Source organism: Klebsiella sp. GL120222-02, from assembly GCF_003097195.1.
Classification (GTDB): Bacteria; Pseudomonadota; Gammaproteobacteria; order Enterobacterales; family Enterobacteriaceae; genus Klebsiella; species Klebsiella variicola.
On record NZ_QEQO01000007.1, the window covers coordinates 265,051 to 288,159 of the forward strand.

Here is a 23,109-nt window from a genome sequence, read left to right on the forward strand (position 1 = left end):
ACCACGCGCGCGGCAGGGCGACCACATGGCCGCCTCACCGGATTAAAGATTTACTCAGGTGGACATGATATGGCTGAAAAATATTATTCAATACTGACCGACAAGGGTAAGGAACGCTTTGCACAGGCCGCGATAACCGGCGTTCCTGTAGATTTTGCTGAAATGGCCGTAGGCGACGGGGGCGGATCGACCCCCGGCGTCGACCCGGCGCAAACGCAGCTGATTAATGAAGTCTTTCGCGCCCCACTGAACAGGCTGATTATCGCTGATGATGCGGCGAACATCATTCGCGCTGAAATGATCATGCTTCCACAGGTTGGGGGGTTCTGGTTGAGGGAGGCCGCGCTATACAGCAGTGGTGGAGAGTGCCTGGTCGTTGCCAGCCTGCCTCCTTCTTACAAGCCACAGCTTGCGGAGGGGTCGGGGCGCCTTCAGTCGGTTAATATCTGGATTGCGGTCAATAATACTGCGGAGGTGGAGCTAAAAGCCGACCCGTCGGTCATTCTTGCGACGATTGAAGAGCTGAACAAGGCTAAGGCTGAGGCAAAAGATTATACCGATGAGGTGGCCGGTTCGCTGAATACTGATATTCAGCTGGCCATCAGCAGTGCCATCACAGCGGCAAAGCGTGATTTCTGGGAAGAGGATAACCCGGTCGGCACGGTGAAGTTTTACGCGCAGAATATTGACCCTAACGAGCGTTATCCGTGGTCGGAGTGGGTTTACACCGGTGAGAACAAAACGATCCGCGTCGGCAAGGCTGACGGTTCGGACGTAGGGCAGACCGACGGCAGCGATACCGTCACGCTCCAGCGGGCTAACCTGCCCACTGTGCAGATTGACGTCAGTGGCAAAACCAGCGAGCAGCCAGAAGAGACATTGACCACGAAGCCCGCCGGTAAACATAAGCACGGCGGCGTGCCGAGCCGGGATAACCCGTGGGAGATTGGCGGTGATATCAGTCAGCGTTTTAACCCGGCGAATTTGGGGGAGACGGACGAGGTCGAAGATCATGAACATGAGTTTGTGATCCCGCCACACGACCACGAGGTCACCGGTAAAACCGCAAATCTCGGCGATGGCCAGGCAATTAGCGTGGTTGAGGCTCACACTCTGCTGATGTGTTGGGCGCGGGTGGCGTAGTATCGAGCACCGTCAAAAATAGCAGTGCTGCAGTTCAGGACAGCACCGCCGGGAATGACGGTGCGGTACCATCACGGCCAGAAATGGCAGTATCTGCCGGTAGTGAGAGCCCCTGCATCCAGGGGCTTTTTTGCTGGTTAAAACAGGCTACTGAGGGAGTTTGACACAGAGTTAACAGCTTTGGTCGCGCTGGTCTTCAGATCATCCAGTACATCACTGACCGATGAAGTCTGTAGCTTCTCGCGAAAATCCGCATCCGCCCGACTCAGACTGATAGTGAACTCAATTTTTTTCGGGTTGCCATAGCGATCAAACTCCATTTTTCCCCGCTCCAGCCGCGTCATGACGTACATCCCGTAAATCTGCCCGTCACCCTCAATAAGCGGCCACGGGCGACCGGCAAAGCCGATTGTCTCAAGTACTGACAGCGACCACCGTCCGCCGGTGATTTCAGGGTAGAGCACGCCGTCAAGCGTGATTGTGTCGTCACCCGGCCCGATATACTGCCAGGCCGCTGACTGATTAACCCGGTCATTCTTAACGTGACGCCACTCCTGCGCGTGACGCAACTGCTGATACGGCACAGTGCGCAGCGTAAAAACAAACATTCCGTAAACCATCATCATAAAAGATCTCCTTACTCCCGATCGCGGAATGAACCACGGTTAGTTTTGCGGGTGCTGGCCATTGCATCACGCACCGCGTTGCGAACCATTTTTTCAAGTTCCTGATCCGAGCGCTTACCGACGTCGTTAAAGACCAACTGGAAGAACGGCGCGGCACCCGACGCGGCAGCGACCGGAGCAGACGTCGCCCCTTGCGTTGCCGTCGGCACCGACAGAATGCCGCCAGCCGCCGTCGCAGAAACGCGCGGCACCGGTTGCGGAATAACCCGCGCTTCCTGATAGGGTCCACGCAGCGCCAGCGCACGCGGCAGGTTTTTAAAGACAATATCGCCGGGGCCGATCTTCTTCGTGTTATTCGCCGTCGCTTTTGTGTTATCAGCGATGCTGTTCAGGCGTCGCAGAGTGCCGTTGTCGCCAGTGATAACCGGTGGCTTAGTACCTGCGGACACGGTAGCCTGCGCGAGGGGGAGCTGATGTCCGGCCAGCGCGACCGCTGATGCCTCAAGCGCCTGCTGGGCTTTGTCAGCCTGCTGCCTAGCTCTTTCGATCCCGTCAGGAATAAGATCCAGCTTTTCAAGCAACCAACTGACGCCATTCATTAATTGTTGAAGCGGCCAGAGCAGAACGCTAAGTGCTGTCCCCATCACGCGCCCGAAGGTTTCACCCGCTGACGCGCACTTATCCAGCGTGTCTTTACTGGTCTGCATCGGGGTCAGCAGGTTTTTGAACCACTCCCAGATAGCCTTGATGCCATTACCCAGAGCGGAGAAAACAGGCGACAGTGCAGAAAAGGCGCTTCTGACAGGCGTTAGCGCCTGCCACACACCAGAAAAGAAGCCAGAGAAAAAGGCTGTGATAGGCTCCCAGTAGCGCCAGATCAGCAGCCCGGCGGCGACAAATGCTGCACCAATCAGCCCTATTGGGCTTAACAGGAAAGACAGTGCGCCACCCAGCACAGATACCGCACCAGTAATCATCCCCCACAATGCAGGGAGCCCGGTAAGTCTGAGCATCAGCATGGCAAGGTTTTTACCCAGAGAGGTCAACGCAGCACCAGGCGCGAGAAATGCACCTAACAATCCTGCACGGATAGCGGGAAGTATTGCTGAGATCCTCCCGAAACCGGATGCGACACCCGATACAACGACGGGCCAGCCGCGCATACTTGCCATCACCGGGCCAGCGGCAGTACCCAGAGTGCGGAATGCGGCAATTGTGCCGAGAATACCCCGACCACCGGTTAACACTGTGAAGCCGAGCTGTAGTTTGGCCAGTGGGCCAATCAGAATGCCGACAGCAAGCGAGAGCGCGCCAACAGCGACAGTCAACGCCAGCGCACCGCCCGCAACAAGCAATAGGGTCTGCGCGAGACGTGGGTTGGCTTTAACCCATTCAATCGCTGTTGTAATCGCATCGCTTAAACCTTGCGTTAATTTGCGAAGCGGGCCATCAACGGTCTCCTCAATCTGAATGCGAAATCCTTCCCAAGCGCTGTCGAGGTTCTTTAGATCGCCGCTCAGGTTGTCAGCTATTTTTTTAGCGACGGCGGATGCCTCGCCTCCCGCGACCTTTAGTTCGCGAACGAGCTTTTGCAACTCCCCGCTTCCAGCGCCAGCAACCAGTGTTTGCAGACCAACAAAAGCCTCTTCCCCTGCGATATCTTTAAAAAAGCTGACCTGATCAACCTGTCCGTATTTTTTTGTCGCCTTGTAGAGATCGGAAAGAATAGTTTCTATTGGCCGCATTTTGCCACCGGCATCAGATACTGATATGCCGAGCTGTTTTAATGCCTTTGCCGCCCCGGCTGTAGGAGATGCGAGGCGGGCCAGCGAAGCACGCATAGCTGTACCAGCATCGCTACCGCGAAGCCCGTTGTTGGCCAGGATGCCTGCCATCCCGGCCGCCTCCTCCAGACTGATACCTAGCTTTGACGCGACAGGCCCGGCATACTTCATCGTATCACCCAGACTTCGCAGATCGGTGTTGGTGCGGGTGAATGCGGCGGTCAGTACGTCACTGACGCGATTCATTTCGCCAGCGGGGAGGGTAAATTGAGAAAGGATGTTTGACCCGATATCGGCACTTTCACCCAGCTCCATCCCGCCAGCTAGCGCCATATTCAGTACGCCAGGTAAGGCCGCCTGGATTGATTGCGGAGTAAAGCCAGCCATCGCAAGGAACGCCTGGCCACTGGCGGCATCACGGGTAGTAAAGGCCGTTTCCGCGCCAAGCTTTTTCGCCTGCGCGCGCAGTGCAGCAAGCTGAGAATCACCTTTATCAAGCCGTGTCAGTGCTTGTACGCGCGAAATTTCCTCATCAAAGCCAACAGCAGGAGCAAGAAAGCGCCCGCCTGCGTATCCGGCAGCCGCCGCACCGGCCACCGCCATCGTGCCACCGCCACGAAGTTTCGCGCCGGTTTCTTTTGCCTTCTCATAGCTTGCCTGCGCGCGAGTTACCGCCGCGAGGCGCTGCCGCTCACGCTCGAGCGTCTGGTTATATTGCTCGGTTCTCCGGATGGCGCTTTGAATAGCCCCACCGCCAGAGGTCAGGTTGACGCCGTGCTGGCGCACCGCCTGCCCGGCAGAGCGTAGTTGGGTAGTCTGCTTGTTGTAGGTATCCGTCAGGCGTGAGAGCTTGTTGCGCAGCGTTTCAATACGTGCCGCCTGAGCCTCGGTAAGCTGACCGCCTTCGCGCTGCTTCTGGTTGAGACCGTCAAAGGCGCGCTGAGTGTTCTGGAGCTTCAGAGCTGTGTCGTTAGCTTGCGAGCGCAACTTGTCGAAAGACGCTGCACCTTTTTCCAGGTCTTTGATGGAAGACTGTGTTTTTTTGAGGGAGTCAGAAAGGCCGCCAATCGCTTTACTGGCGGCACTGACCGGGCGGGTGAGCTTATCAATAGCACTGAACGCAACGCGAATACTAAGATCCATCGTCGTCATCCTCCTGTTCATGGTTGCCGCTTCTGATGGCCGCCTTCTCGCGCCAGGCCATCAGCTCGCGCAGCTCCATGCCGTACATCTCGGAGGGCGGCCAGTGAAAAATAACTGCAATGTCGGCGATCAGATCGTCGACCTCAGAAAATACCGCTTCTCTTACTCGCTCTCCGTCTCCGCCGCGTTCGGTACGGACGGCGCCGGTTTCGTCAAAAAAGGCGTGATCTCTTCACAGAGCGCGGTGAAGTCACCGGTTGCCATAGAGCCGACGTCAGAGCTGGTTAGCGAAGGCGTGGTGATGCGCGTAAGCAGGGTGGATACAGCATCAAAATCGAAGTTCAGCACATCAACCAGGCGCAGCCCGCGCAGGGAGCCAGCTTGCTTGATATTGTCGTTAATAGTGATGGTGGTAATTTCCTGATCGCCGCGCTTAATCGGCTTACTGAGAATAACGGACATAGCATTTTCTCCTGGCGGCCAGCAGGCCGCCTTAAAGGTGAGTAAAAAGGGTTATCAGTTGCCGAGGCCCAGCGCCGACATAATGCGATCCGGGTAAAGATTTTCACCGTTGCGCTTGTAGATAAAGTTCAGCAGGTCGATTTCCAGCAGCGGTTTATCGTCTACCGACTCTTTGTAGTAGGTATTTTTGATCGCGTAAGTGTGGTTGGTGTCATCACCCTGTTTCGCATCACCCGGATCGATTTCGGTAATGCGACCACGCATCTCAACTTCCAGCAATGAGCTGGTACCGCCGCTGTAAATCTCACCAACAAAACGCAGGCGCACTTCGTCAATATCGCCGCCATATTTCAGGATCAGCGCCTCGACCACACCGCCGACCACCATCGACGCATCCAGCGCCCCGGAGTCAAGACCCAGATCTACCGCCACCGAGCCGACCATGCCGCCGCCCTGGTAGTCTTCCGTTTTCCGGGTGAGTTTCGGGAGCGTGACGCTTGGTACTTTCCCGATGAAGTTTTCCCCGTCAACAAAGAGGGTAAACAGCCGGAGTTTTTTAGGAATAGCCACTATTCACCCCCTAGCGATGCAAAAGCGGATTCGTAGTACTGATCGGTGAACGTCTGGATCATCGTCAGATCTTCCAGCGGCGGCACCGGGCTGTAGTTGTAGCGCACGATGGCTTTACCCTGCCGCAGGCCAACGGTTGGGTTATCGACGATATCAAACCAGCACGCTGCACCAATCAGCTTGCCCGCCGTGACCAGCGCCTGAAGTTTGGCGTTAATCCCGCTCACCACGTCTTTCACGTTCGCAGGCGTCAGCGGGGTATCTACGGTGGTGAACTGCGCTTCCGCGATGCTGTCAGCCAGGATCTGCGCGGTTCGCGTGTACACCTCGAAAATGAATTCTTCGGTGTCCGTCGTGCGGTTGCCCCAGAAGCGGAAGCCATCGCGCTTAATCAGCGTGGTGATCTCGTTGGCGTTCAGCTCGTTGGCATCAGAGTCTTCCGCCTGCAACGCCCAGAACACGTCCTTCGCAATACCCAGCACATTTTTCACCGGCACATTAGACAGCGATTTATGCCAGCCCTGCTCATTATCGATAAGCGCCCGCAGACCCAGCGCATAAGCCACGGCGGGGAATTCTTCATTCACACCGGTCAGCGGGTTATAGGCGATGAAGTTCGGCCAGATCAGCATTCCCTCGCGCTCCGCAAATGTCTCGCGGTAAGTCTTCGCTTCCGCAATGGTGTCGCAGCCGTCGCAGTAGCTGTACGAGAACGCCCGCAACTGCTTCGCGATAACCCGCAACTGCGCGGTAACTTCGGCAGTGTCATAATCTGGTACGCCGAGGATACGAGGGCGATAGCCTGTTTTCTGCTCCGCCGTCAGAAAGGCAAACATCCCAGTATAACTGCCGTCAGCCTGTGTGCCGCCGATAATCAGCTGCGACTGCGTTGGATTGCCTTCACCGGCTTCGGCTTCAGCAACGCGAACGACAATCACGCGGGTACTGACCTGGTCAGAAATAGCTTTCAGCGATTTGTAAAGCGAACCGGTTTTACCTGCTTTGCCGAGTACGCTGATAACACGTGTCACCAGCACCGGAGTGTTAAGTGGAAAAGCGAGAGGGTCGGCATCTTCGGCTACCGCAACCAGACCAATGACCGTTGAATCAATGTCATTGATCGCGGTCTGGAGGTCGGTATTTTCTTTGACGCGCGCCCCGTGGAAAAAGTTGTCGGTCATACTCTACCGCCATCATGTTGAGTGAGTTCGTGGTCATATTCGCCGGGATACAGGGCGCTGTCGTGCCTTCAGGGTTGTGCCCATTCCGTCACAACAAAAAGCCATCGCCAGTATCGCGCGCGCATGAAACCATCGGTGTGGGGGAATGAATATGGCACTGACAACAGGCACTATCGACAAAGCAAAAGCGCTACTGGACGATGGGGCGCAGCGATTCCAGGACTATCAGTCCGAACTGTCGCGCGTGCCAGCGTTCAGCATCTTGATGGGCGGCAAAGCACTGACGCAGCTGGATCCTCGCATCATTTCACTGGAGCTGACCGACAACCGCGGCTTTGAGGCCGACGAGTTGACCATTGCTATCGACGACAGCGACGGCTTGATCGAGCTACCGCCGCGCGGTGCCGAGCTGTCGGTATCCCTGGGGTGGCAGGGCGAGCCGCTGGTTTACAAAGGGGTTTACACTGTTGACGAGGTCGCCCATTCGGGGCCGCCGGACAGGCTGGAGATAACCGCCCGCAGCGCGGATTTTCGGGACGAGTTTAACGTCAAGCACGAGGTGTCCTGGCACGACGTGACGGTCGAGCGGATTGTGTCGGCCATTGCCCGACGCTACAAGCTGACGCCGGTGATTTCAGAGCAACTGATGAATGCCGAGATTGACCACGCTGATCAGACCCAGGAAAGCGATATGTCATTTCTGACGAGGATGGCCGACCTGCTGGGTGCGATTGCTACCATCAAAAACGGCTGTCTGCTGTTCATTCTCCCCGGGGGAGGCGTCAGTGCGAACGGCAAAGCGTTACCAGAGTTTGCGATCACCCGCTCCAACGGTGACAGGCATTCATTCCGCATTGCCGACCGTGACGCTTACACCGGCGTGCAGGCGTACTGGCTGGATATGGAGTTTGGCAAAAAGAAAAAAGTGACTGTGAAAACTCGCAAGAAGAAGACCCAGAAGAAGCCGCGCAGTAGCGCCAGGGAAGGGGATTATATCGCGGGCGAAGACGGTAACGTTTTTGTATTACGGACAACGTACGCCAGCGAGACTGCTGCTCAACGCGCCGCCGCAGCAAAATGGCAACAACTCAAACGCGGCGCTGCTGAATTTAATATGACGCTCGCCCGTGGTCGCGCGGATCTGTACCCAGAAATGCATGGCACCGTGTCGGGCTTTAAAGCAGATATTAATAATCAGGACTGGATAATTGCGAAGGCCACACACACGATCGACGAGGGCGGGTTTAAAACGCAACTTGAGCTTGAAGCGAAAATACCTGAATGGATTGCAGAAAGTGAGAGTTAACGGCCATAATATGAGCGAGTTCAACTCCCGCCTGGGAGGCCATCATGTTCAAGTGTCCCATTTGCGGTGCCGTTGCCAAAACGCGCACCAGTCGTCCATTGAGTAACACAACCGTTCGGCATTATCACCAGTGCCAGAACTTCGAGTGCAGCATCACTTTCACCACCCTGAACAGTGTTGAAAAACTGGTGACAAAGCGTGGTCATCGCGAAAAGTTGCCACCTGGCTTTATCCCCGCAGATGCGTTTCCTGCCTCGCATTACGGCAACGATCAGCTTACTTTTGCTATATGAAAAAGCCCCGCTTTGCGGGGCTGGTTCTAAAGATTATGAGTGTAGGTTGATATAACCAATCCCGCATCATCCCTCTTGGATTTGGCGACTTCTTTACATGATTTCCTTGGCGATTCGAATGCAAATCCATTGTGCCCAAAGCGATTCAGCACACGCACTTCGCTGGTATTCTTTAAATACCAGACATGGGCATTTTGTGATAGAAAAGGCACGCAAACCCCCATAAGAATTATGGATTCGTAAACCTGAGGTGTAACACGGTCTTCGTTCGTGACCATAGTGATGATGCCACCATTGTCGTTTATCGAGAGGGGCCGCCAAGGTTTAAGAGATTTTTGCAAGACGGATTCGTTAGATGTCTGAGCCGTAACGCTAGCCGAGGCTAGCAGCAGTAAGAGAAAGAATTTTTTCATTGTTTAATTAATCCAGAGTTTGATAACAAAACACTCAACTATTTGCTGCTGCTTAGTTGAAGGAGCGATCTTTTAAATAAACCAATAACCAGCATGGGTCTTTTTGTGGTCTTTATTTTTTTAAATTTTAATTAAAACAATTGGTTATGTGGTAATTTGAGGCGGATCACTCCGCCTCGTCTTCCGCGACCCGCACCCCAACCTTCAGCACGTGATCGTTCTCTTTTTCCGCCACCGTCCACACCATCCCGGCGAACTCCACCTGGTCCCCCACCACCGGCGCCGCGCCCAGCAGCTGCTGCACCACTTCCCCGAGCGACTGCTGATGCTCGCGGAACTCCTCTCCGCCGTCGAGGCCGTAGATTTGCGCCACATCGGCGAAGCGGGCCTCGGCATCAAGAATAAAGTCGCCGAAAAAGCGCTGATCGAGCGCCACCGGCGGCGACTGGCTGAACATTTTGCCCAGCGCCGGCAGGTCGTGCTCCCGACCAATGACGCACAGGATATCGCCTTCCCGCAGGCGGGTGCTGCCGGTGGGGTGCAGCAGGGCATTGTTGCGAAACAGTGCCGCAATCCGCGTCTCCGGCGGCATATGCAGATCGCGCAGCGCCGCGCCGATGCACCACTTATCGGCGCCCAGCTGATAGACAAACTGCTCCCACGGGTTTTCCGGGTGAATATCCAGCCCGACGCGGGAGATGGGCCAGCTGATGGGCGGCACCACCACTTTGGCTTTCTTCGCCGCCCACGACAGCGAAGTGCCCTGCAGCAGCAGCGACACCAGCACCACGAAGAAGGCGACATTGAAGAACAAGCGGGCGTTGTCCAGCCCGGCCATCATCGGGAACACCGCGAGAATGATGGGCACCGCGCCGCGCAGGCCAACCCAGCTGATAAACACCCGTTCGCGCAGGTTAAAGCCGCGAAACGGCAGCAGGCCGGCAAACACCGACAGCGGGCGGGCAATGAAAATCATCCACATCGACAGCAGCAGCGCCGGGATGGCGATCGGCAGCAGGTCGGAGGGCGTCACCAGCAGGCCCAGCACCAGGAACATGGCGATCTGCGCCAGCCACGCCAGGCCGTCGAAGTTCTGCAGGATACCGTGTCGGTTGCGGATCGGCCGGTTGCCCAGCAGAAAGCCGCAGAGATAGACGGCAAGGATACCGCTGCCGTCGAGGGTGGTGGTGACGGCAAAAATCATGATCCCGCCGCTCAGCGCCAGCAGTGGATAGAGCCCGGCGGGCAGCACGATGCGGTTAATCATCTGCAGCAGCAGGTAGCCGCCGCCGAGGCCGATGGCGATCCCGAGACCAAACTGCTGGATGATATGCACGGCGAACATCCAGCTGAGGCCGGTCTGGTGCTGCTGGATCATTTCGATCAGGGTGATGGTCAGGAAGACGGCCATCGGGTCGTTACTGCCTGACTCAATCTCCAGCGTTGAGCCGACGCGCTCGTTGAGCCCCTTGCCGCCGAGCAGCGAGAAGACCGCCGCGGCGTCGGTGGAGCCGACAATGGCGCCGATCAGCAGGCCTTCGATCATATCCAGCTTGAACAGCCAGGCCGCCATCATCCCGGTCAGCGCCGAGGTGATCAGTACCCCGACCGTCGCCAGCGACAGCGCAGGCCACAGTGCGACACGAAAGGAGCTGGCCTGGGTGCGCATCCCGCCGTCCAGCAGGATCACCGCCAGTGCCAGGTTACTCACCATATAGGCGAAGGGGTAGTTGTCGAAGGGGATGCCACCGATGCCGTCAATGCCTGCCAGCATCCCGATGGCCAGAAAGATGACCAGAATCGGGATGCCAAGGCGCGAAGAAAAGGAGCTCAATAAGATACTGCAGGTTACTAAAACAGAACCCAGAATAAACAGACTAATGACCGCAGCGGCGTCCAATGTTCACGTACTCCCTGACTGGCGTGAAAAAATGGCTAAAAGTGACACTATTTTAACAATTCGCAGGGGATCCGCCTATGCGTCCGGGAAATTTATTCTGTCAGCACCGGGTGGCCGCTGATCGTCAGAGTGGTGGTAGCTGCCTGATTCACCAGTCGCGCGCGGGCGCCCAGCGGCAGGGTCACCGTGCGCTGCTCGTGGCCAAACTCCAGTCCGCTAATCAACGGCAGGGAAAGCTGCTGGCGCAGGTAATCAAAGACCTGCGGCAAATCGTACCCCGCGTCATAGTCGTTTGGCGCGCTGCCGGTGAAGCTGCCGAAGATCACTGCTTTCTGCGCCGCCAGCACGCCGCTATGCAGCAGCTGAAGCAGCATGCGCTCGACGCGGAACGGGTGTTCGTTGATATCCTCCACCACCAGGATGCCGTCGCGGATCGACGGTAGCCACGGCGTGCCGATAAGCGAGGTCAGCATCGCCAGATTTCCCCCCCACAGGGTGCCTTCCACCTGGCAGTTCGGCCCTTCGCCCGGCCATTCGAGGGTAAATTCCGCCTGGCGTAGCGCCTGCCAGAAATGGTGCTCGGTAAACGGATCGAGGGTCTCCGCGCCGAAGTTGCCCGCGAGCATTGGCCCGCTGAAGGTGATGACGTTGCCCGTAGCCAGCAGGCCCGACTGGATAGCAGTGAAATCGCTGTGGCCGCAAATCAGCAGTGGGTCGCGCTGCTGGCGGGCAATCAGTCCCTGCCAGTCGATATGCGGCAGCAGGCGACTGGCGCCGTAGCCGCCGCGCACCGCGAAGACGATACGGTTGCGCCCGGGCAGCTGGGCCAGCTGGTTAATATCGGCCAGGCGCTCCTGTTCAGTCCCGGCGAAACGCTGCTGCCGGCGGGGAATGACCTGCTGGTGGGCCACCTCATGTCCGGCCTGCTGCAGACGCTCGACGCCGCGGGCTGCCGCCTGCTGGTTAATGCAATAACCCGAAGGCGCGACCAGATAAAACTGAGACATGATAATTCCTTGCTATGAATGAAAGGGTTATGATGCCGCCTGGAATGGCGATTGTCATCTCCAGGTGGCTAACTTCAGTCCGCACCCGTCATCCTTCAGGCTGTCGGCGGGCGGGGGACGTACCGCTGCCGTCGTTCTGCAGCATGATGGCGTTTGGGTAGATAAGGATAGATGTGTGAAATTGAGATGGTTGCTTATTTTAGTCGTTTTTCTGGCCGGTTGTAGTTCGAAACATGATTACACTAACCCGCCGTGGAACCCCGAGGTCCCGGTGAAGCGGGCGATGCAGTGGATGCCGATCAGTGAAAAAGCCGGCGCCGCCTGGGGCGTGGACCCGCAGCTGATCACGGCGATCATCGCCATCGAGTCGGGCGGTAACCCTGCGGTGGTGAGTAAATCCGGCGCCGTCGGGCTGATGCAGCTCAAGCCGTCGACCTCCGGACGCGATGTCTACCGGCGGATGGGCTGGCGCGGCGAGCCGTCGGTCAGTGAGCTGAAAAACCCGGAACGTAATATCTCGATGGGGGCCGCCTATCTGAGCATTCTGGAGAACGGTCCGCTGGCGGGGATCAAAGACCCGCAGGTGATGCGCTACGCGGTGGTGGTCTCCTATGCCAACGGTGCCGGCGCCCTGCTGCGCACCTTCTCGTCGGATCGCCAGGACGCCATCGATGAGATTAACGATCTCGACGCCGATGAGTTCTTCGAGCATGTGGTGAAAAAACACCCGGCACCGCAGGCGCCGCGCTATATCTGGAAACTGCAGAAAGCGCTGGACGCCATGTAGGCCTACGCTCACCCCGCTGGCCTGGCGGGGTGAGTGCTTCTCACTCGCCTAATCCTCGGTACGCAGCGAGGAGATAGCGCTCATCGGCGCAATGAGCGTTTTATAGTCCCGGTAGCGCTCGGGAAGGGATCCTGGGCCGTTCACCGCCACGCAGAGCATGGCTGTCGCGTCATCTTCTTGATCGCCTTTCAGCGCTAACGCTTCTCGTAACGCATCGATGCAGGCATGGGCGTCATGATGTGAGATGCCGCAGATATCGAGACGAATGGTTTTGCTAATGGCTTCTATCCATAACCCGCCCCACAAAACGCAACCCGTGGGCATGAGCAGGCAACTAAAGATGCTGTACGCGGTGAAGTCGAGCCAGATAAAGGTCTTACTCACAACGATAATGCCGAGGGCGAGCGAAGGGATGCTGATGGCCAGCATATTACACCCGCGGCGCAGCGGACTTAAGGCTAAGCCCGCGCTCGCTATCTGTTCCTGCCAGAGGTTACGTCCGGCAATACTCAGGCTGCAGGGCAGATCTTCATGACACGGCTTTCGCACCTCAAAATGGTCAAACAGTATTCTTTCAATGACGTTCATTTCCTGGTTTGCATAGCGTCCGTTGGCCAAAACCTGCCCGGCCTCCGGGATCCACAGATACTTTTTACTGAGTAAGCTGAACATCGCCAGCTGGATCACCCGGGTCCCTTCTCCGGTCAGCCAGGCCAGCAGCCATGGACTGACCTCCGTCGCGTGCGGCTGGGGCTGAGCCGCTGGCCGTGTCACGACGATCGTCGTACCGATAGCAATATAGATACCCGGGACGATAAACATAAATCCGCCAAGAAACAGCAGTGGATGCAGATGCATCATAAAATTCCACATACTGTCCCCTCGTTAATCCAGGCGCTGCAGACAAAAGGGATACTGAATAAGGTTGATGATTTTTACATATTCAGCAAATCTTTCGGGAAGCAGGGTGGTTGTACCAATCGCCACGCAATAATCGGCGTTTTCATCGGTCAGGGTATCTGCGTCAGCAATAAGCGTCTCTTCCAGGGTATCAATATAGTGGTGAAGAATATTAATAGCGATCCCCTCCCGGTCGAGCCGGGTGGCATTTAAGGTGATGCATAATAGCCACAGCCACCACAGTCCGGAAACCATAAACATCACCAGCCAGCTCAATACGCTGGAGTGAATTATCGCCTGATGATCAAATAGTGTTTTCCAGACGAGCACAGCGATTAACAGCAGGGAGGGGGCGGCAATCACTATCATGTTCCACGTTTGGTGCGTTGGGCTTAGCCGTAGCCCACTGCAGTGGGGATCGGTAGCCCAGTGGTTTTGTTCAGCGACGTGCAGAGAAAGCGGGAGATCCTGGTGACAGGATTTTGGCGTAGCGAAATGGTCAAACAGTATTTTTTCCACGCAGGTCATTTTGCATTCGGCATACTGCTGATTGGCGCAGAGCTGAATATCTTCAGCAGAATGGATGAGGGTGACATAGTTTTTTCTTAACAGCCGGAACATGGCCAGCTGAATGACGCGGGTGGCGCGATGACGTAGCCAGGCTAAAAAAGAGGGGGAGATAGAATAGGGCGCCGGAACGGCGGTGGTATTTTTAGCGGGGCGGGTCTTCACAATAATCATATTCAGCAGAATATATATCACTGTGGTGGATAATACATAATAACCCATAAATGATAACGGGTGTAAATTGGCGATATAGCTAATGACGGGGTTCACTTTTATTCCTTGTGAGCGCTATAACCGGTTTGCGCCAGCATAGTAAGCTTTCTCATCCACGGGGGGCAAGTGAAATAATGGGGTGGCATTTTTAAGTTAATTTCAGCAATAAAAGCGAGACAAAAGTCTTCATGAAAGCCTCCGCCGTCATGGCCGGAGGCTTATATTGCTGCGGTCAGTTAAAAGTCGTAGCCCACGGTGGCCATGACGCTGCGCTCTGCTCCCCAGTAGCAGTTGCCGGTGCCGTAGCAGCCGGAAATATACTCGCGGTCGCCGATATTGTTGGCGTTAACCTGCACATAAGCGCCTTTCAGCGTTGGCGACCAGACACCGAGGTCGGCCCGCATCATGGCATCCATCAGCGTGACCGACGGCAGCCGCGCGGTGTTGGCATCATCCGCCCACTGTTTGCCGATGTAGCGGACGCCAGCGCCCACCGAGATCCCCGCCGGGAACTGATAGCGCGCCCAGAAGGAGGCCATCTGATCCGGGGTCAGCTGCGGCGTGTTGTTATCGGTACCGTCCCTGGTGTCCTGGAAGCGCAGACGATTCCAGGTATACGAGGCGATAGTACTCAGCTGCGGGGTGATCTGGTGGTGTGCTTCCAGCTCAACGCCCTGGGAATGGACCTTACCCGCCGGAATATAGGTGGCGGTGGCGATGTTCGGGTCGCGGGTGGCGACATCCTTTTGCGTCAGGTCGTAAATTGCAATGCTATAGAGGTCGCGGCTGCCCGGCGGCTGGAACTTCAGACCGGCTTCGACCTGCTCGGCGGTGGTCGGTTTCAGCGGTTTGCCGTCCGCGCCCGGCAGCATCGCCGGGGTGATCGCCTGGCTGTAGCTCAGATAAGGCGAAAGGCCATTATCCAGGGCGTACAACAGCGAGGCGCGGCCGCTGATATGGTCGTCTGAACGGCGGTTTGAGGTGCCGAAGGTATCGCTGACCTGCTGGGAAACGATGCGGTCGTAGCGTGCGGAAACATCCACATGCCAGCGGTTCCAGACCATCTCATCCTGCAGATACAGCCCGGTCTGGTAGTAGCGGCGATGATTGTCATCGCTGTAGGTGACGGTATGCCCGGTCTGCGCGGTATAGCCGGTAAACGGGTTTAGCGGCGCCGCACCGCCGGCGCCGGTCCACAGATCGTTGCGGAAGCGATGATATTCGGCGCCGAGGATCAGGGTATGCGCCAGGTCGCCAGTATTGAAATCGGCGCGCAGGCGGTTATCGGTCGACCAGCCGTCCAGCGAACCGCGCGAACCGCTGTAGCCGCGGGTCAGCATGTCGCTGTCATCTATCCAGCCGACCTGGTAGACCTGATCGAGGGAGACGTTGGTGTGGGTGTAGCTCCCGGCGGAATAGACCGACCAGACGTCGGTGAACTGGTGGTCAAACTCATAGCTGTAGATCTGCTGGCGGCGCTGATAGCCATCTCCCGGATCGCCCTCGTTGATGCTGGGGGAGAGCTTACGACCATTATGCGCGTAGCGGGTGCCGTCCAGCGGCAAAGAGCCGTGGTAGCCGCCGGAAGGATCTTTTTGCAGATAGGCGCGCAGCAGCAGCGAGGTGTCGCTGTCCGGCTGCCACAGCAGGGAAGGCGAAATCGCGTAGCGCTCTTCGCGGGTATGGTCATACTGCGTGTCGCTGCTGCGGGTCATCCCGATCAGCCGCCATGCCCACTGCTCGTTGATGGCGTCGGTGTAATCGAAGGCCGCGCCTTTGGTATTTTGCGTACCGCCGGTCAGGCGGACGTGGCCCTGCTGGCTAAACTGCGGGCGTTTGGAGGTCAGGTTGACCACGCCGCCCGGCACGCTCTGCCCGTAGAGCGCGGAGGAGGGGCCGCGGATCACATCGACCCGTTCGATAAACCACGGGTCGATTTGCACAACGTTATGGCTGCCGCCGTCGCTCATCAGGCGCATACCGTCGAGGAACAGGTTATCGACGTCGCCGCCGTGGTAGCCGCGCAGGGAGATAGCGTCGAACCGGGTCGCGCCGCCGCCGAAGCTGGAGTAGACCCCCGGGGTATATTCCAGCGCCTGGCTGATGGTATTCGCCCCCTGGTCCGCCATCTGCTGGCGGGTGACCACCGATACCGACTGGGCGGTGGTGATTAACGGCTGGTCGGTTTTCGTCGCCCCGAGCGAAGTGCTGGCGCTGTAGCCTTCAGTCGGCGCGCTGGCGGACGCCGGCGGGCTGGCAGTGACCACCACGGTCTCTTCAGCTTGCGCGGTGAGGGGAAGGGCGACCACGAGGGCGTACAGCAGCCTCGGGCGTTTTCGGAAAATAGCCACGTTCATAAGATCATCCTGAACCAACGCGGTCTGGTACTCCTGTACGCCGCCGCGGGAAAAACGAATCTGTCATTGTTCGTTAAAAAGTAATGCGAATTATTATTGTTTGTATTTATGTGATCAAGCGAAAGGTGACCGGTTCAGGGCGATGGGGGGAGTGACGTGCTTCCCGCGGGCCGCAGAGCGGGGCTGCACGGGGACGTTGTCAGCAGGGAGACGACTACCCCCTACCGAATTTGGTAGGGGGTGCGTGAAAAGCGTCAGGCGCCGGTTTTTTGCGCTGCCGCCGGTGCGGGGTCGTTGGCGGCTGGCTTGCTCTGCGCGGAAGGGGCCGCCGCCGGGCGCGTGGCGGGCAGGGCATCGCAGGGTTTCTCCTGCGGGCAGATCAGATCCAGCATCTTCAGGGTGACACCGTTGGTCCAGCCAAAGCCATCCTGTAGCGGATATTCGCCACCGCCGCCGCCGGTTCCGGTCGAGCTTACGTCATACTTCTCCACCAGCTTTTGCTTGCTGTCATAGGTATGCTGAACGTTGCTCAGGAAGCGCCAGCTGACCTCCATGGCGATCTTTTGTTGGCCGTAGTTTTGCAGGCCCTCGACCGCCACCCACTGCAGCGGCGCCCAGCCGTTCGGGGCGTCCCACTGCTGACCGCTGTTGACGGTGGTGGTGGTCAGCCCGCCGGGTTTGAGCAGCCGCGACTCAGCGGCGGCGGCCACTTTCGTCGCCCGCTCGCGTGACGCCGCATTGACGTACAGCGGGAACAGCGCCGCCGCGGTCAGCTGATTGCGCACCTTGCGGGTTTTCAGATCGTAATCGGCGTACCATCCCTCTTTATCATTCCACAGATATTTCTCGATGGCCTGCTGGCGGGCATTAGCCAGCGCATCGTACTGCGTAGCGCCGGCGCTGTCCCCGGATGCCTTGCTGGCGCGGGCGAGGGTTTTCTCCAGATGGAACATCAGGGCATTGAGATCGACCGGGACAATCGAGGTGGTGCGAATGGTGGCGAGCTGCTGCGGATTATCCATCCAGCGGGAGCTGAAATCCCAGCCGGAGGCGGCGGCGGAGCGCAGGTCGCGATAGATCTCGGTTGCCGGACGATTCGGGTTGCTTTTGGCGGTTTTGACGTCGTCAAGCCAGGACTCGGGGCGCGGGGTGTCGTTATCGTCCCAGTAGCGGTTGAGCAGCGCGCCGTCCGCCATCCGCACCGCCCGTTTGTCAGCGCTGCCGGGGGCCAGCGCGTCCGCTCCGGCCATCCAGTAGCGATACTCCTTCTCCAGCTGCGGCTGGTAGGTTTTCAGTACCTGGTCGCCATCGTGCGTCGCCAGCAGGCTCACCATAAAGGAGAAGAAGGGGGGCTGCGAACGGCTGAGGTAATAGGTGCGGTTGCCGTTGGGGATATGGCCCCAGGTGTCAATTTCCGCGGCGAAGTTGGCGACCATATCTTCGACTTTATCCCAGTGACCGCTTTCGGCAAGACCCAGCATGGTGAAATAGCTGTCCCAGTAATAGACTTCGCGAAAGCGTCCGCCGGGGACCACGTAGGGCTTAGGCAGCGGCAGCAGCGAGTCCCATTTTTCCACCTCGACGGTGCTGCGGGTCAGGACCGGCCACAGGCCATCGATATGTTGACGCAGGGTTTGCCCTTTAGGCGGCACATAGGTGTCATTTTCTTTCGGCAGCGTGAAGTTCAGCTCGACGAAGTGGCGCAGGTCAAAGCTGGCCTGGTTTTTCTGCATCCGGTAATCGGCAAGGATCATCAGCGGATCGCTGTTAGGGATCGCGTCGGCGAAGGTTTTTTGATCGGCAAAGAGCTTCGCGCTCTGGACATCATTGAACAACGGGCCCAGCAGAATATCCGGCGAAGGGGGCGGCGCGGTTTTGTCTTCTTCCGCCTGGACATTCAGGCTCATCAGGGCGAGCAGGGCGCCGCCGATCGCCAGGCGCAGGGTACAGGGCAAAGCAGCGGGACGATGTGCATCAGTACTCGTCATGGGGAGTTCTCCTTATCATTATCGACTGCGGGCCACGACGTTTGGCCATCCAGAAACCTTAGACGAATATCTGCCGCTGCGCGTGTCAGGGGTAACATTTTGCGCGAAAACAGAGGATTTACCTGCCAGGTTTTCTGATATAACCACCAGCAAAGCGGTTAGGTTTACAGGCAAGCCAACGCGCCCGGGAGCCAGTCATGAATCGACGTCAATTTCTGCTGTTTAGCGCCGCTGCGCTGTCTGCGGTGCGGGGCGCGGCGGCCACTGCTCCGGCGCTGACGCTGCCGCTGTGGCCGGATCAACCGCCGGGGGGAGGCGGGCCGGGGGGCGAGGCTCGGTTATCCGCCCGCGGCGCGCTGAGCCATATCCCTCGTCCTGTGCTGACGGTCTGGCAACCCGCCCGGGCCACTGGCCACGGAGTGCTGGTGGCGGCCGGCGGCGGATACCAGCGGATCGAGATGGGCAGTGAGGCCTGGCCTGCGGCGCACTGGCTGACGGCGCACGGCTATACCGCCTATGTCCTGAGCTACCGCTTGCCGGGGGAGGGCTGGCAGGCCGGTGCGCTGGCGCCGCTGCAGGATGCGCAGCGGGCCCTGCGGCTGATCCGCGCCCGGGAATCGCAGGTCAGCGTGCTCGGTTTTTCGGCGGGGGGACATCTGCTGGGGATGGCCGCCTGTCGGCCGGCGTTCGCCAGCTACCCGCCGGAGGATGCGCTGGACCACCAGCCCGCCACCGCCGACGGCGCCGCGCTGATCTATCCGGTGATCACGCTCCTGCCGCCCTGGAGCCATACGGCGACCCATCGTCTGCTGGTGGGGCCGCAGGCGAGCGAGGCGGCCGACCGCGCCTGGTCGGTACAAACCTGGGTGACAACGGCCACACCGCCCTGTTTTCTGGTACAGGCGCAGGACGATCCGATTTCCAATCCGCACAATACGCTGTTGATGGCTGACGCCTGCCGCCAGCATCAGGTTCCTGTGCAGCTTTTCCGCTATACCCGCGGTGGCCATGGCTTTGGTATGGGGCGCCCGGGAACGCCGACGACCGCCTGGCCCACGGCCTATGCCGCCTGGCTGAAGGCGCTGGCGTCCACGATGGCGCAAAAATCGTAGCGCTGCCTCACGACGGTGCAACCGCAGCCGGGCGCGGGCGGCTGTTCTGGCGATTTTTTGCACAATCAGACGGCGGGTCAGAACAGATTTGCACAACGCCGCGACGGTAGATGACCTGGCATAATTAATGCTTATCTCTTACCGGGATTACCACAAAGTGAGTACAACCGGAGGGGATAGCCATGATTAAAATTACGCTACCTGACGGGCATTATTATGACGAGATGCTGACCGCGCAGGGTGAACAGCGGCCGCACTATAATGCCTGGTGGCAATGGTTTCGCAACACCGATCAATTCTCTATCCGGCAGAAAAAAGCGCAAGCGGAACTGCTTTTTCACCGTATCGGCATCACCTTTAACGTGTACGGCGAGGATGAGGGAACCGAGCGGCTGATCCCGTTTGATAGCGTGCCGCGGATCATACCCGCCGGGGAGTGGCAGCGCATTGACCGCGGCATTCGCCAGCGGGTGAAAGCGCTGAACGCCTTCCTCTATGACATCTATCATGAGCAGAATATTCTGCGCGCGGGGCTGATCCCGGCCGAGCAGGTGCTGGCCAACGAGCAGTATCAGCCATGCATGCAGGGCATCAACCTGCCAAACAACACCTATGCCCATATCACCGGCGTCGATATGGTGCGCAATAACGACGGTCAATACTACGTGCTGGAGGATAACCTGCGTACGCCGTCCGGCGTCTCCTACATGCTCGAAAACCGTAAGATGATGATGCGCCTCTATCCGGAGATGTTCGAGCAGCATCACATTGCGCCAGTGGAGCGTTACCCGAGCTACCTCCTGCAGACCCTGCGCGAAAGCTCGCTGGTGGATGACCCTTGCGTCGTGGTGATGACCCCGGGGCGCTTCAACAGCGCCTACTTTGAGCACAGCTTCCTGGCGCAGCAGATGGGGGTCGAGCTGGTGGAGAGCGCCGACCTGTTCATTAAGAACGGCGCGGTGTATATGCGGACCACCGAGGGGCCGCGGCGAGTGGATGTGATTTATCGCCGCATCGACGACGCCTGGCTCGACCCGCTGGCCTTCCGCGCCGATTCCATGCTCGGCGTACCGGGGCTGCTGTCAGTCTATCGCGCCGGCGGCGTGGTGCTGGCCAACGCTATCGGCACCGGCGTCGCCGACGACAAATCAATCTACCCGTACGTTCCGGAAATGATCCGCTTTTACCTCGGCGAACAGCCGATCCTCAGCAATATCCCCACCTGGCAGTGCCGGAAAGCAGAGGACCTGCGCTATGTGCTGAGTAACCTTGAGCTGATGGTGGTCAAGGAGGTCCATGGCGCCGGGGGCTACGGCATGCTGGTTGGCCCGCGTTCGACTAAAGAGGAGCGAGAGGCCTTCCGCCAGCGCCTGCTGGCCAATCCGGCCAACTATATCGCCCAGGACACCCTCGCGCTGTCGACCTGCCCCACCTTCGTTGATGAAGGTCTGTCGCCGCGACATATCGATTTACGGCCCTACGTGCTGTCCGGGCAGGAGATGCGGCTGGTGCCCGGCGGCCTGACCCGCGTGGCGCTGACCGAAGGGTCGCTGGTGGTCAATTCGTCGCAGGGCGGCGGAACCAAGGATACCTGGGTGATGGAGGATGACGCATCATGCTAAGTCGTACGGCGAGTGAATTGTTCTGGATGGCCCGCTATCTCGAGCGGGCGGAAAGCTACGCCCGGGTACTGGACGTGACCTGGAAATTATCGATGATCCCCCGGCACAGCCAGCAGTCGCGGGATCTGGCGCTGCCGCTGAATTTGTCGATGACCCACGAGCTGTTTCAGGCGCGCCATGCCCGCTTTACCATGAGCAACCTGCTCAACTTTTTTGCCCTCGATGGCAACAACCCCTGCAGTATTTACAGCTGCGTGGAGATGGCGTGGAACAATGCGCACGCGGTGCGCGGCAGTCTGTCGGCCGAGGTGTGGGAGAGCATCAACGCCACCCGAATCGAGCTGCGAACCCTGCGCCAGCAGGGGCTGGGCGAACTCGGCAGCGACGGCTTTTTCGAGTGGGTGAAAGAGCGGGTGCATCTGTTTCGCGGGGCGGTGATTGGCACGCTGCTGCGCAACGACGCGCTGAGCTTTATCGGTATCGGCACGCTGATAGAGCGCGCCTTCGCCACCACCCAGCTGCTGCTGATTAAGGATCAACAACTGACCAACGACCCGGATCCGGTGCGGGAATACTATCGACTGGATACCTTGCTCAATGCGGTCAGCGCCCGCGAAGCCTACAACAGCCTCTATCGCCAGCCAGTCAGTCGCGAAACGGTGATGGAGCTGCTGATCCTGCGTAACGATATTCCGCGTTCGCTGCGCGCCAGCATTGCCGATCTGGTCGGCGAGCTGGAGAAGATCGCCAACGATCGCTCCTATCAACCGCTGCGCCTGGCCCATCAGCTCAACGTTGACCTGCGCTTCAGCACCCGCGACGACCTGGCGCAGGCGGACCTGCAGACCACCCTTAACGGCCTGCTGGCGAGAATTAACGCGCTGTCCGACAGCATCAGACAAACCTATCTGGAGGCCTTATGAAACTGGTCATCGATCATCTCACCCGCTATGGCTACGATGAAGAAGTGAAGTTTTCCACCCAGTATCTGCGCCTGACGCCGCGCAGTACCGGCCGGCAGACCATCACCGCCTGGACGCTGACCCTGCCGGACGGGGCGGCGGTGACCACTACCGACGGCTGGGGCAATGTGCTGCATGTGCTGACGCTGGATAACCCGCACAAGGAGATCACTATCCGCGCCAGCGGGATTGTCGATATCGCCGATGAAGGGGAGGAGACGCGTGATGAAGAGGCCGAGCTGCTGTCGCCGCTGGTTTTTCTGCGCTGTACGCCGCTAACCCGCGCCGATACGGCGATCCGTGAGTTTGCCCAGCGCCTCTATCGTCCCGATGCGGCGGAAGAAAGTCTGAATCAACTGATGGCGGATCTGCTGTTAAGAATGCCATACTCCCCCGGCGCGACCCAGGTGCAGGACTCCGCCGCCGACGCCTTCGCCCGCGCGAAGGGAGTGTGCCAGGATCATACCCATGTTTTTCTGGCCTGCTGCCGCGCACTGGAGATCCCGGCGCGCTACGTCAGCGGCTATGTTTACAGCGATAACGCTCAGCATGTGGCGATGCACGCCTGGGCGGAAGTCTGGCTCGACGGCCGCTGGCTGTCGTTTGATATCACCAATAATACCCGTCGCCTGAATCAGCATTTGCGGCTGGCGACCGGGCTGGATTATCTCGACGCCTGCCCGGTACGGGGCACCCGGCTGGGCGGCGGCGGGGAGATTATGTTAACCAACGCTGAAGTGCGCGAACACAGCCAGCAGGCGCAGCAGCAATAA

General features: G+C 58.5%; 20 protein-coding genes. 8 read left to right on the forward strand and 12 right to left on the reverse strand.

Annotation, left to right across the window (positions count from 1 at the left end; all coding sequences use genetic code 11):
* Window positions 1–69 precede the first annotated feature (69 nt).
* Entirely contained in the window at window positions 70–1,143 is a 1,074-nt protein-coding gene (locus tag N438_RS20740) for a phage tail protein (protein WP_116696468.1), read from the forward strand.
* A 137-nt stretch (window positions 1,144–1,280) separates the two neighbouring features.
* Here the strand turns inward: N438_RS20740 and N438_RS20745 are convergent, their stop codons facing one another.
* From N438_RS20745 to N438_RS20770, 6 genes are read right to left on the reverse strand one after another with little or no spacing between them, the layout of a single operon-like run.
* Entirely contained in the window at window positions 1,281–1,769 is a 489-nt protein-coding gene (locus N438_RS20745) for a phage tail protein (protein WP_116696469.1), read from the reverse strand.
* An 11-nt stretch (window positions 1,770–1,780) separates the two neighbouring features.
* The gene (locus N438_RS20750) at window positions 1,781–4,705 is read right to left on the reverse strand and encodes a phage tail tape measure protein (RefSeq protein WP_116696470.1); all 2,925 of its coding nucleotides are present in this window, start codon (window positions 4,703–4,705) and stop codon (window positions 1,781–1,783) included.
* Window positions 4,686–4,829, reverse strand: a complete 144-nt coding sequence (locus N438_RS28890; protein WP_101827480.1) for a GpE family phage tail protein — start codon at window positions 4,827–4,829, stop codon at window positions 4,686–4,688. Before N438_RS28890 ends, N438_RS20750 begins: the two co-directional genes overlap by 20 nt.
* Window positions 4,830–4,858: 29 nt before the next feature.
* Window positions 4,859–5,158: a phage tail assembly protein gene (locus tag N438_RS20760; protein ID WP_116696471.1), complete on the reverse strand. Its 300-nt coding sequence runs from the start codon at window positions 5,156–5,158 to the stop codon at window positions 4,859–4,861.
* A gap of 54 nt (window positions 5,159–5,212) precedes the next feature.
* Window positions 5,213–5,728, reverse strand: a complete 516-nt coding sequence (locus N438_RS20765) for a phage major tail tube protein (RefSeq protein ID WP_116696472.1) — start codon at window positions 5,726–5,728, stop codon at window positions 5,213–5,215.
* Window positions 5,728–6,909, reverse strand: coding sequence for a phage tail sheath subtilisin-like domain-containing protein (locus N438_RS20770; RefSeq protein WP_116696473.1), 1,182 nt, complete (start codon window positions 6,907–6,909; stop codon window positions 5,728–5,730). Before N438_RS20770 ends, N438_RS20765 begins: the two co-directional genes overlap by 1 nt.
* Window positions 6,910–7,060: 151 nt before the next feature.
* On the opposite strand from N438_RS20770, the gene N438_RS20775 reads away from it, so the two are divergent.
* The gene (locus N438_RS20775; RefSeq protein ID WP_116696489.1) at window positions 7,061–8,215 is read left to right on the forward strand and encodes a phage late control D family protein; all 1,155 of its coding nucleotides are present in this window, start codon (window positions 7,061–7,063) and stop codon (window positions 8,213–8,215) included.
* Between the two features lie 44 nt (window positions 8,216–8,259).
* Window positions 8,260–8,508: an ogr/Delta-like zinc finger family protein gene (locus tag N438_RS20780; RefSeq protein WP_116696474.1), complete on the forward strand. Its 249-nt coding sequence runs from the start codon at window positions 8,260–8,262 to the stop codon at window positions 8,506–8,508.
* Between the two features lie 579 nt (window positions 8,509–9,087).
* Here the strand turns inward: N438_RS20780 and N438_RS20790 are convergent.
* Together N438_RS20790 and ldcA are read right to left on the reverse strand one after the other, a co-directional pair.
* Window positions 9,088–10,821: a potassium/proton antiporter gene (locus tag N438_RS20790; protein WP_008804311.1), complete on the reverse strand. Its 1,734-nt coding sequence runs from the start codon at window positions 10,819–10,821 to the stop codon at window positions 9,088–9,090.
* A 92-nt stretch (window positions 10,822–10,913) separates the two neighbouring features.
* Window positions 10,914–11,828, reverse strand: coding sequence for a muramoyltetrapeptide carboxypeptidase (gene ldcA, locus N438_RS20795; protein ID WP_116696476.1), 915 nt, complete (start codon window positions 11,826–11,828; stop codon window positions 10,914–10,916).
* Window positions 11,829–12,003: 175 nt separating this feature from the next.
* Between ldcA and emtA the strand changes: the two genes are divergently transcribed.
* Entirely contained in the window at window positions 12,004–12,615 is a 612-nt protein-coding gene (gene emtA, locus N438_RS20800; RefSeq protein WP_008804313.1) for a membrane-bound lytic murein transglycosylase EmtA, read from the forward strand.
* Window positions 12,616–12,663: 48 nt separating this feature from the next.
* Here emtA and N438_RS20805 read toward each other — a convergent pair whose 3' ends face one another.
* From N438_RS20805 to N438_RS20820, 4 genes are all read right to left on the reverse strand, one after another.
* Window positions 12,664–13,488, reverse strand: a complete 825-nt coding sequence (locus tag N438_RS20805; RefSeq protein WP_043875074.1) for a TIGR04222 domain-containing membrane protein — start codon at window positions 13,486–13,488, stop codon at window positions 12,664–12,666.
* 12 nt (window positions 13,489–13,500) lie between these two features.
* The gene (locus tag N438_RS20810) at window positions 13,501–14,352 is read right to left on the reverse strand and encodes a hypothetical protein (protein WP_116696477.1); all 852 of its coding nucleotides are present in this window, start codon (window positions 14,350–14,352) and stop codon (window positions 13,501–13,503) included.
* 179 nt (window positions 14,353–14,531) lie between these two features.
* Complete coding sequence (locus tag N438_RS20815; protein ID WP_116696478.1) at window positions 14,532–16,652, reverse strand: TonB-dependent siderophore receptor; 2,121 nt, start codon at window positions 16,650–16,652, stop codon at window positions 14,532–14,534.
* A gap of 254 nt (window positions 16,653–16,906) precedes the next feature.
* Window positions 16,907–18,640, reverse strand: a complete 1,734-nt coding sequence (locus tag N438_RS20820) for an alpha,alpha-trehalase (protein ID WP_116696479.1) — start codon at window positions 18,638–18,640, stop codon at window positions 16,907–16,909.
* Between the two features lie 197 nt (window positions 18,641–18,837).
* Between N438_RS20820 and N438_RS20830 the strand changes: the two genes are divergently transcribed.
* From N438_RS20830 to N438_RS20845, 4 genes are all read left to right on the forward strand, one after another.
* Window positions 18,838–19,752, forward strand: coding sequence for an alpha/beta hydrolase (locus N438_RS20830; protein ID WP_016161368.1), 915 nt, complete (start codon window positions 18,838–18,840; stop codon window positions 19,750–19,752).
* A 182-nt stretch (window positions 19,753–19,934) separates the two neighbouring features.
* A complete protein-coding gene (locus N438_RS20835) occupies window positions 19,935–21,374 on the forward strand; it encodes a circularly permuted type 2 ATP-grasp protein (protein ID WP_004180417.1) in 1,440 nt (479 codons plus the stop codon).
* On the forward strand, window positions 21,368–22,297 hold the full coding sequence (locus tag N438_RS20840; protein WP_002910835.1) for an alpha-E domain-containing protein: 930 nt from the start codon (window positions 21,368–21,370) through the stop codon (window positions 22,295–22,297). The genes N438_RS20835 and N438_RS20840 overlap by 7 nt, the downstream gene beginning before the upstream one ends.
* Window positions 22,294–23,109 carry a transglutaminase family protein gene (locus tag N438_RS20845; RefSeq protein ID WP_008804319.1) on the forward strand — a complete coding sequence of 272 codons (816 nt, stop codon included), beginning with the start codon at window positions 22,294–22,296 and terminating at the stop codon, window positions 23,107–23,109. The genes N438_RS20840 and N438_RS20845 overlap by 4 nt, the downstream gene beginning before the upstream one ends.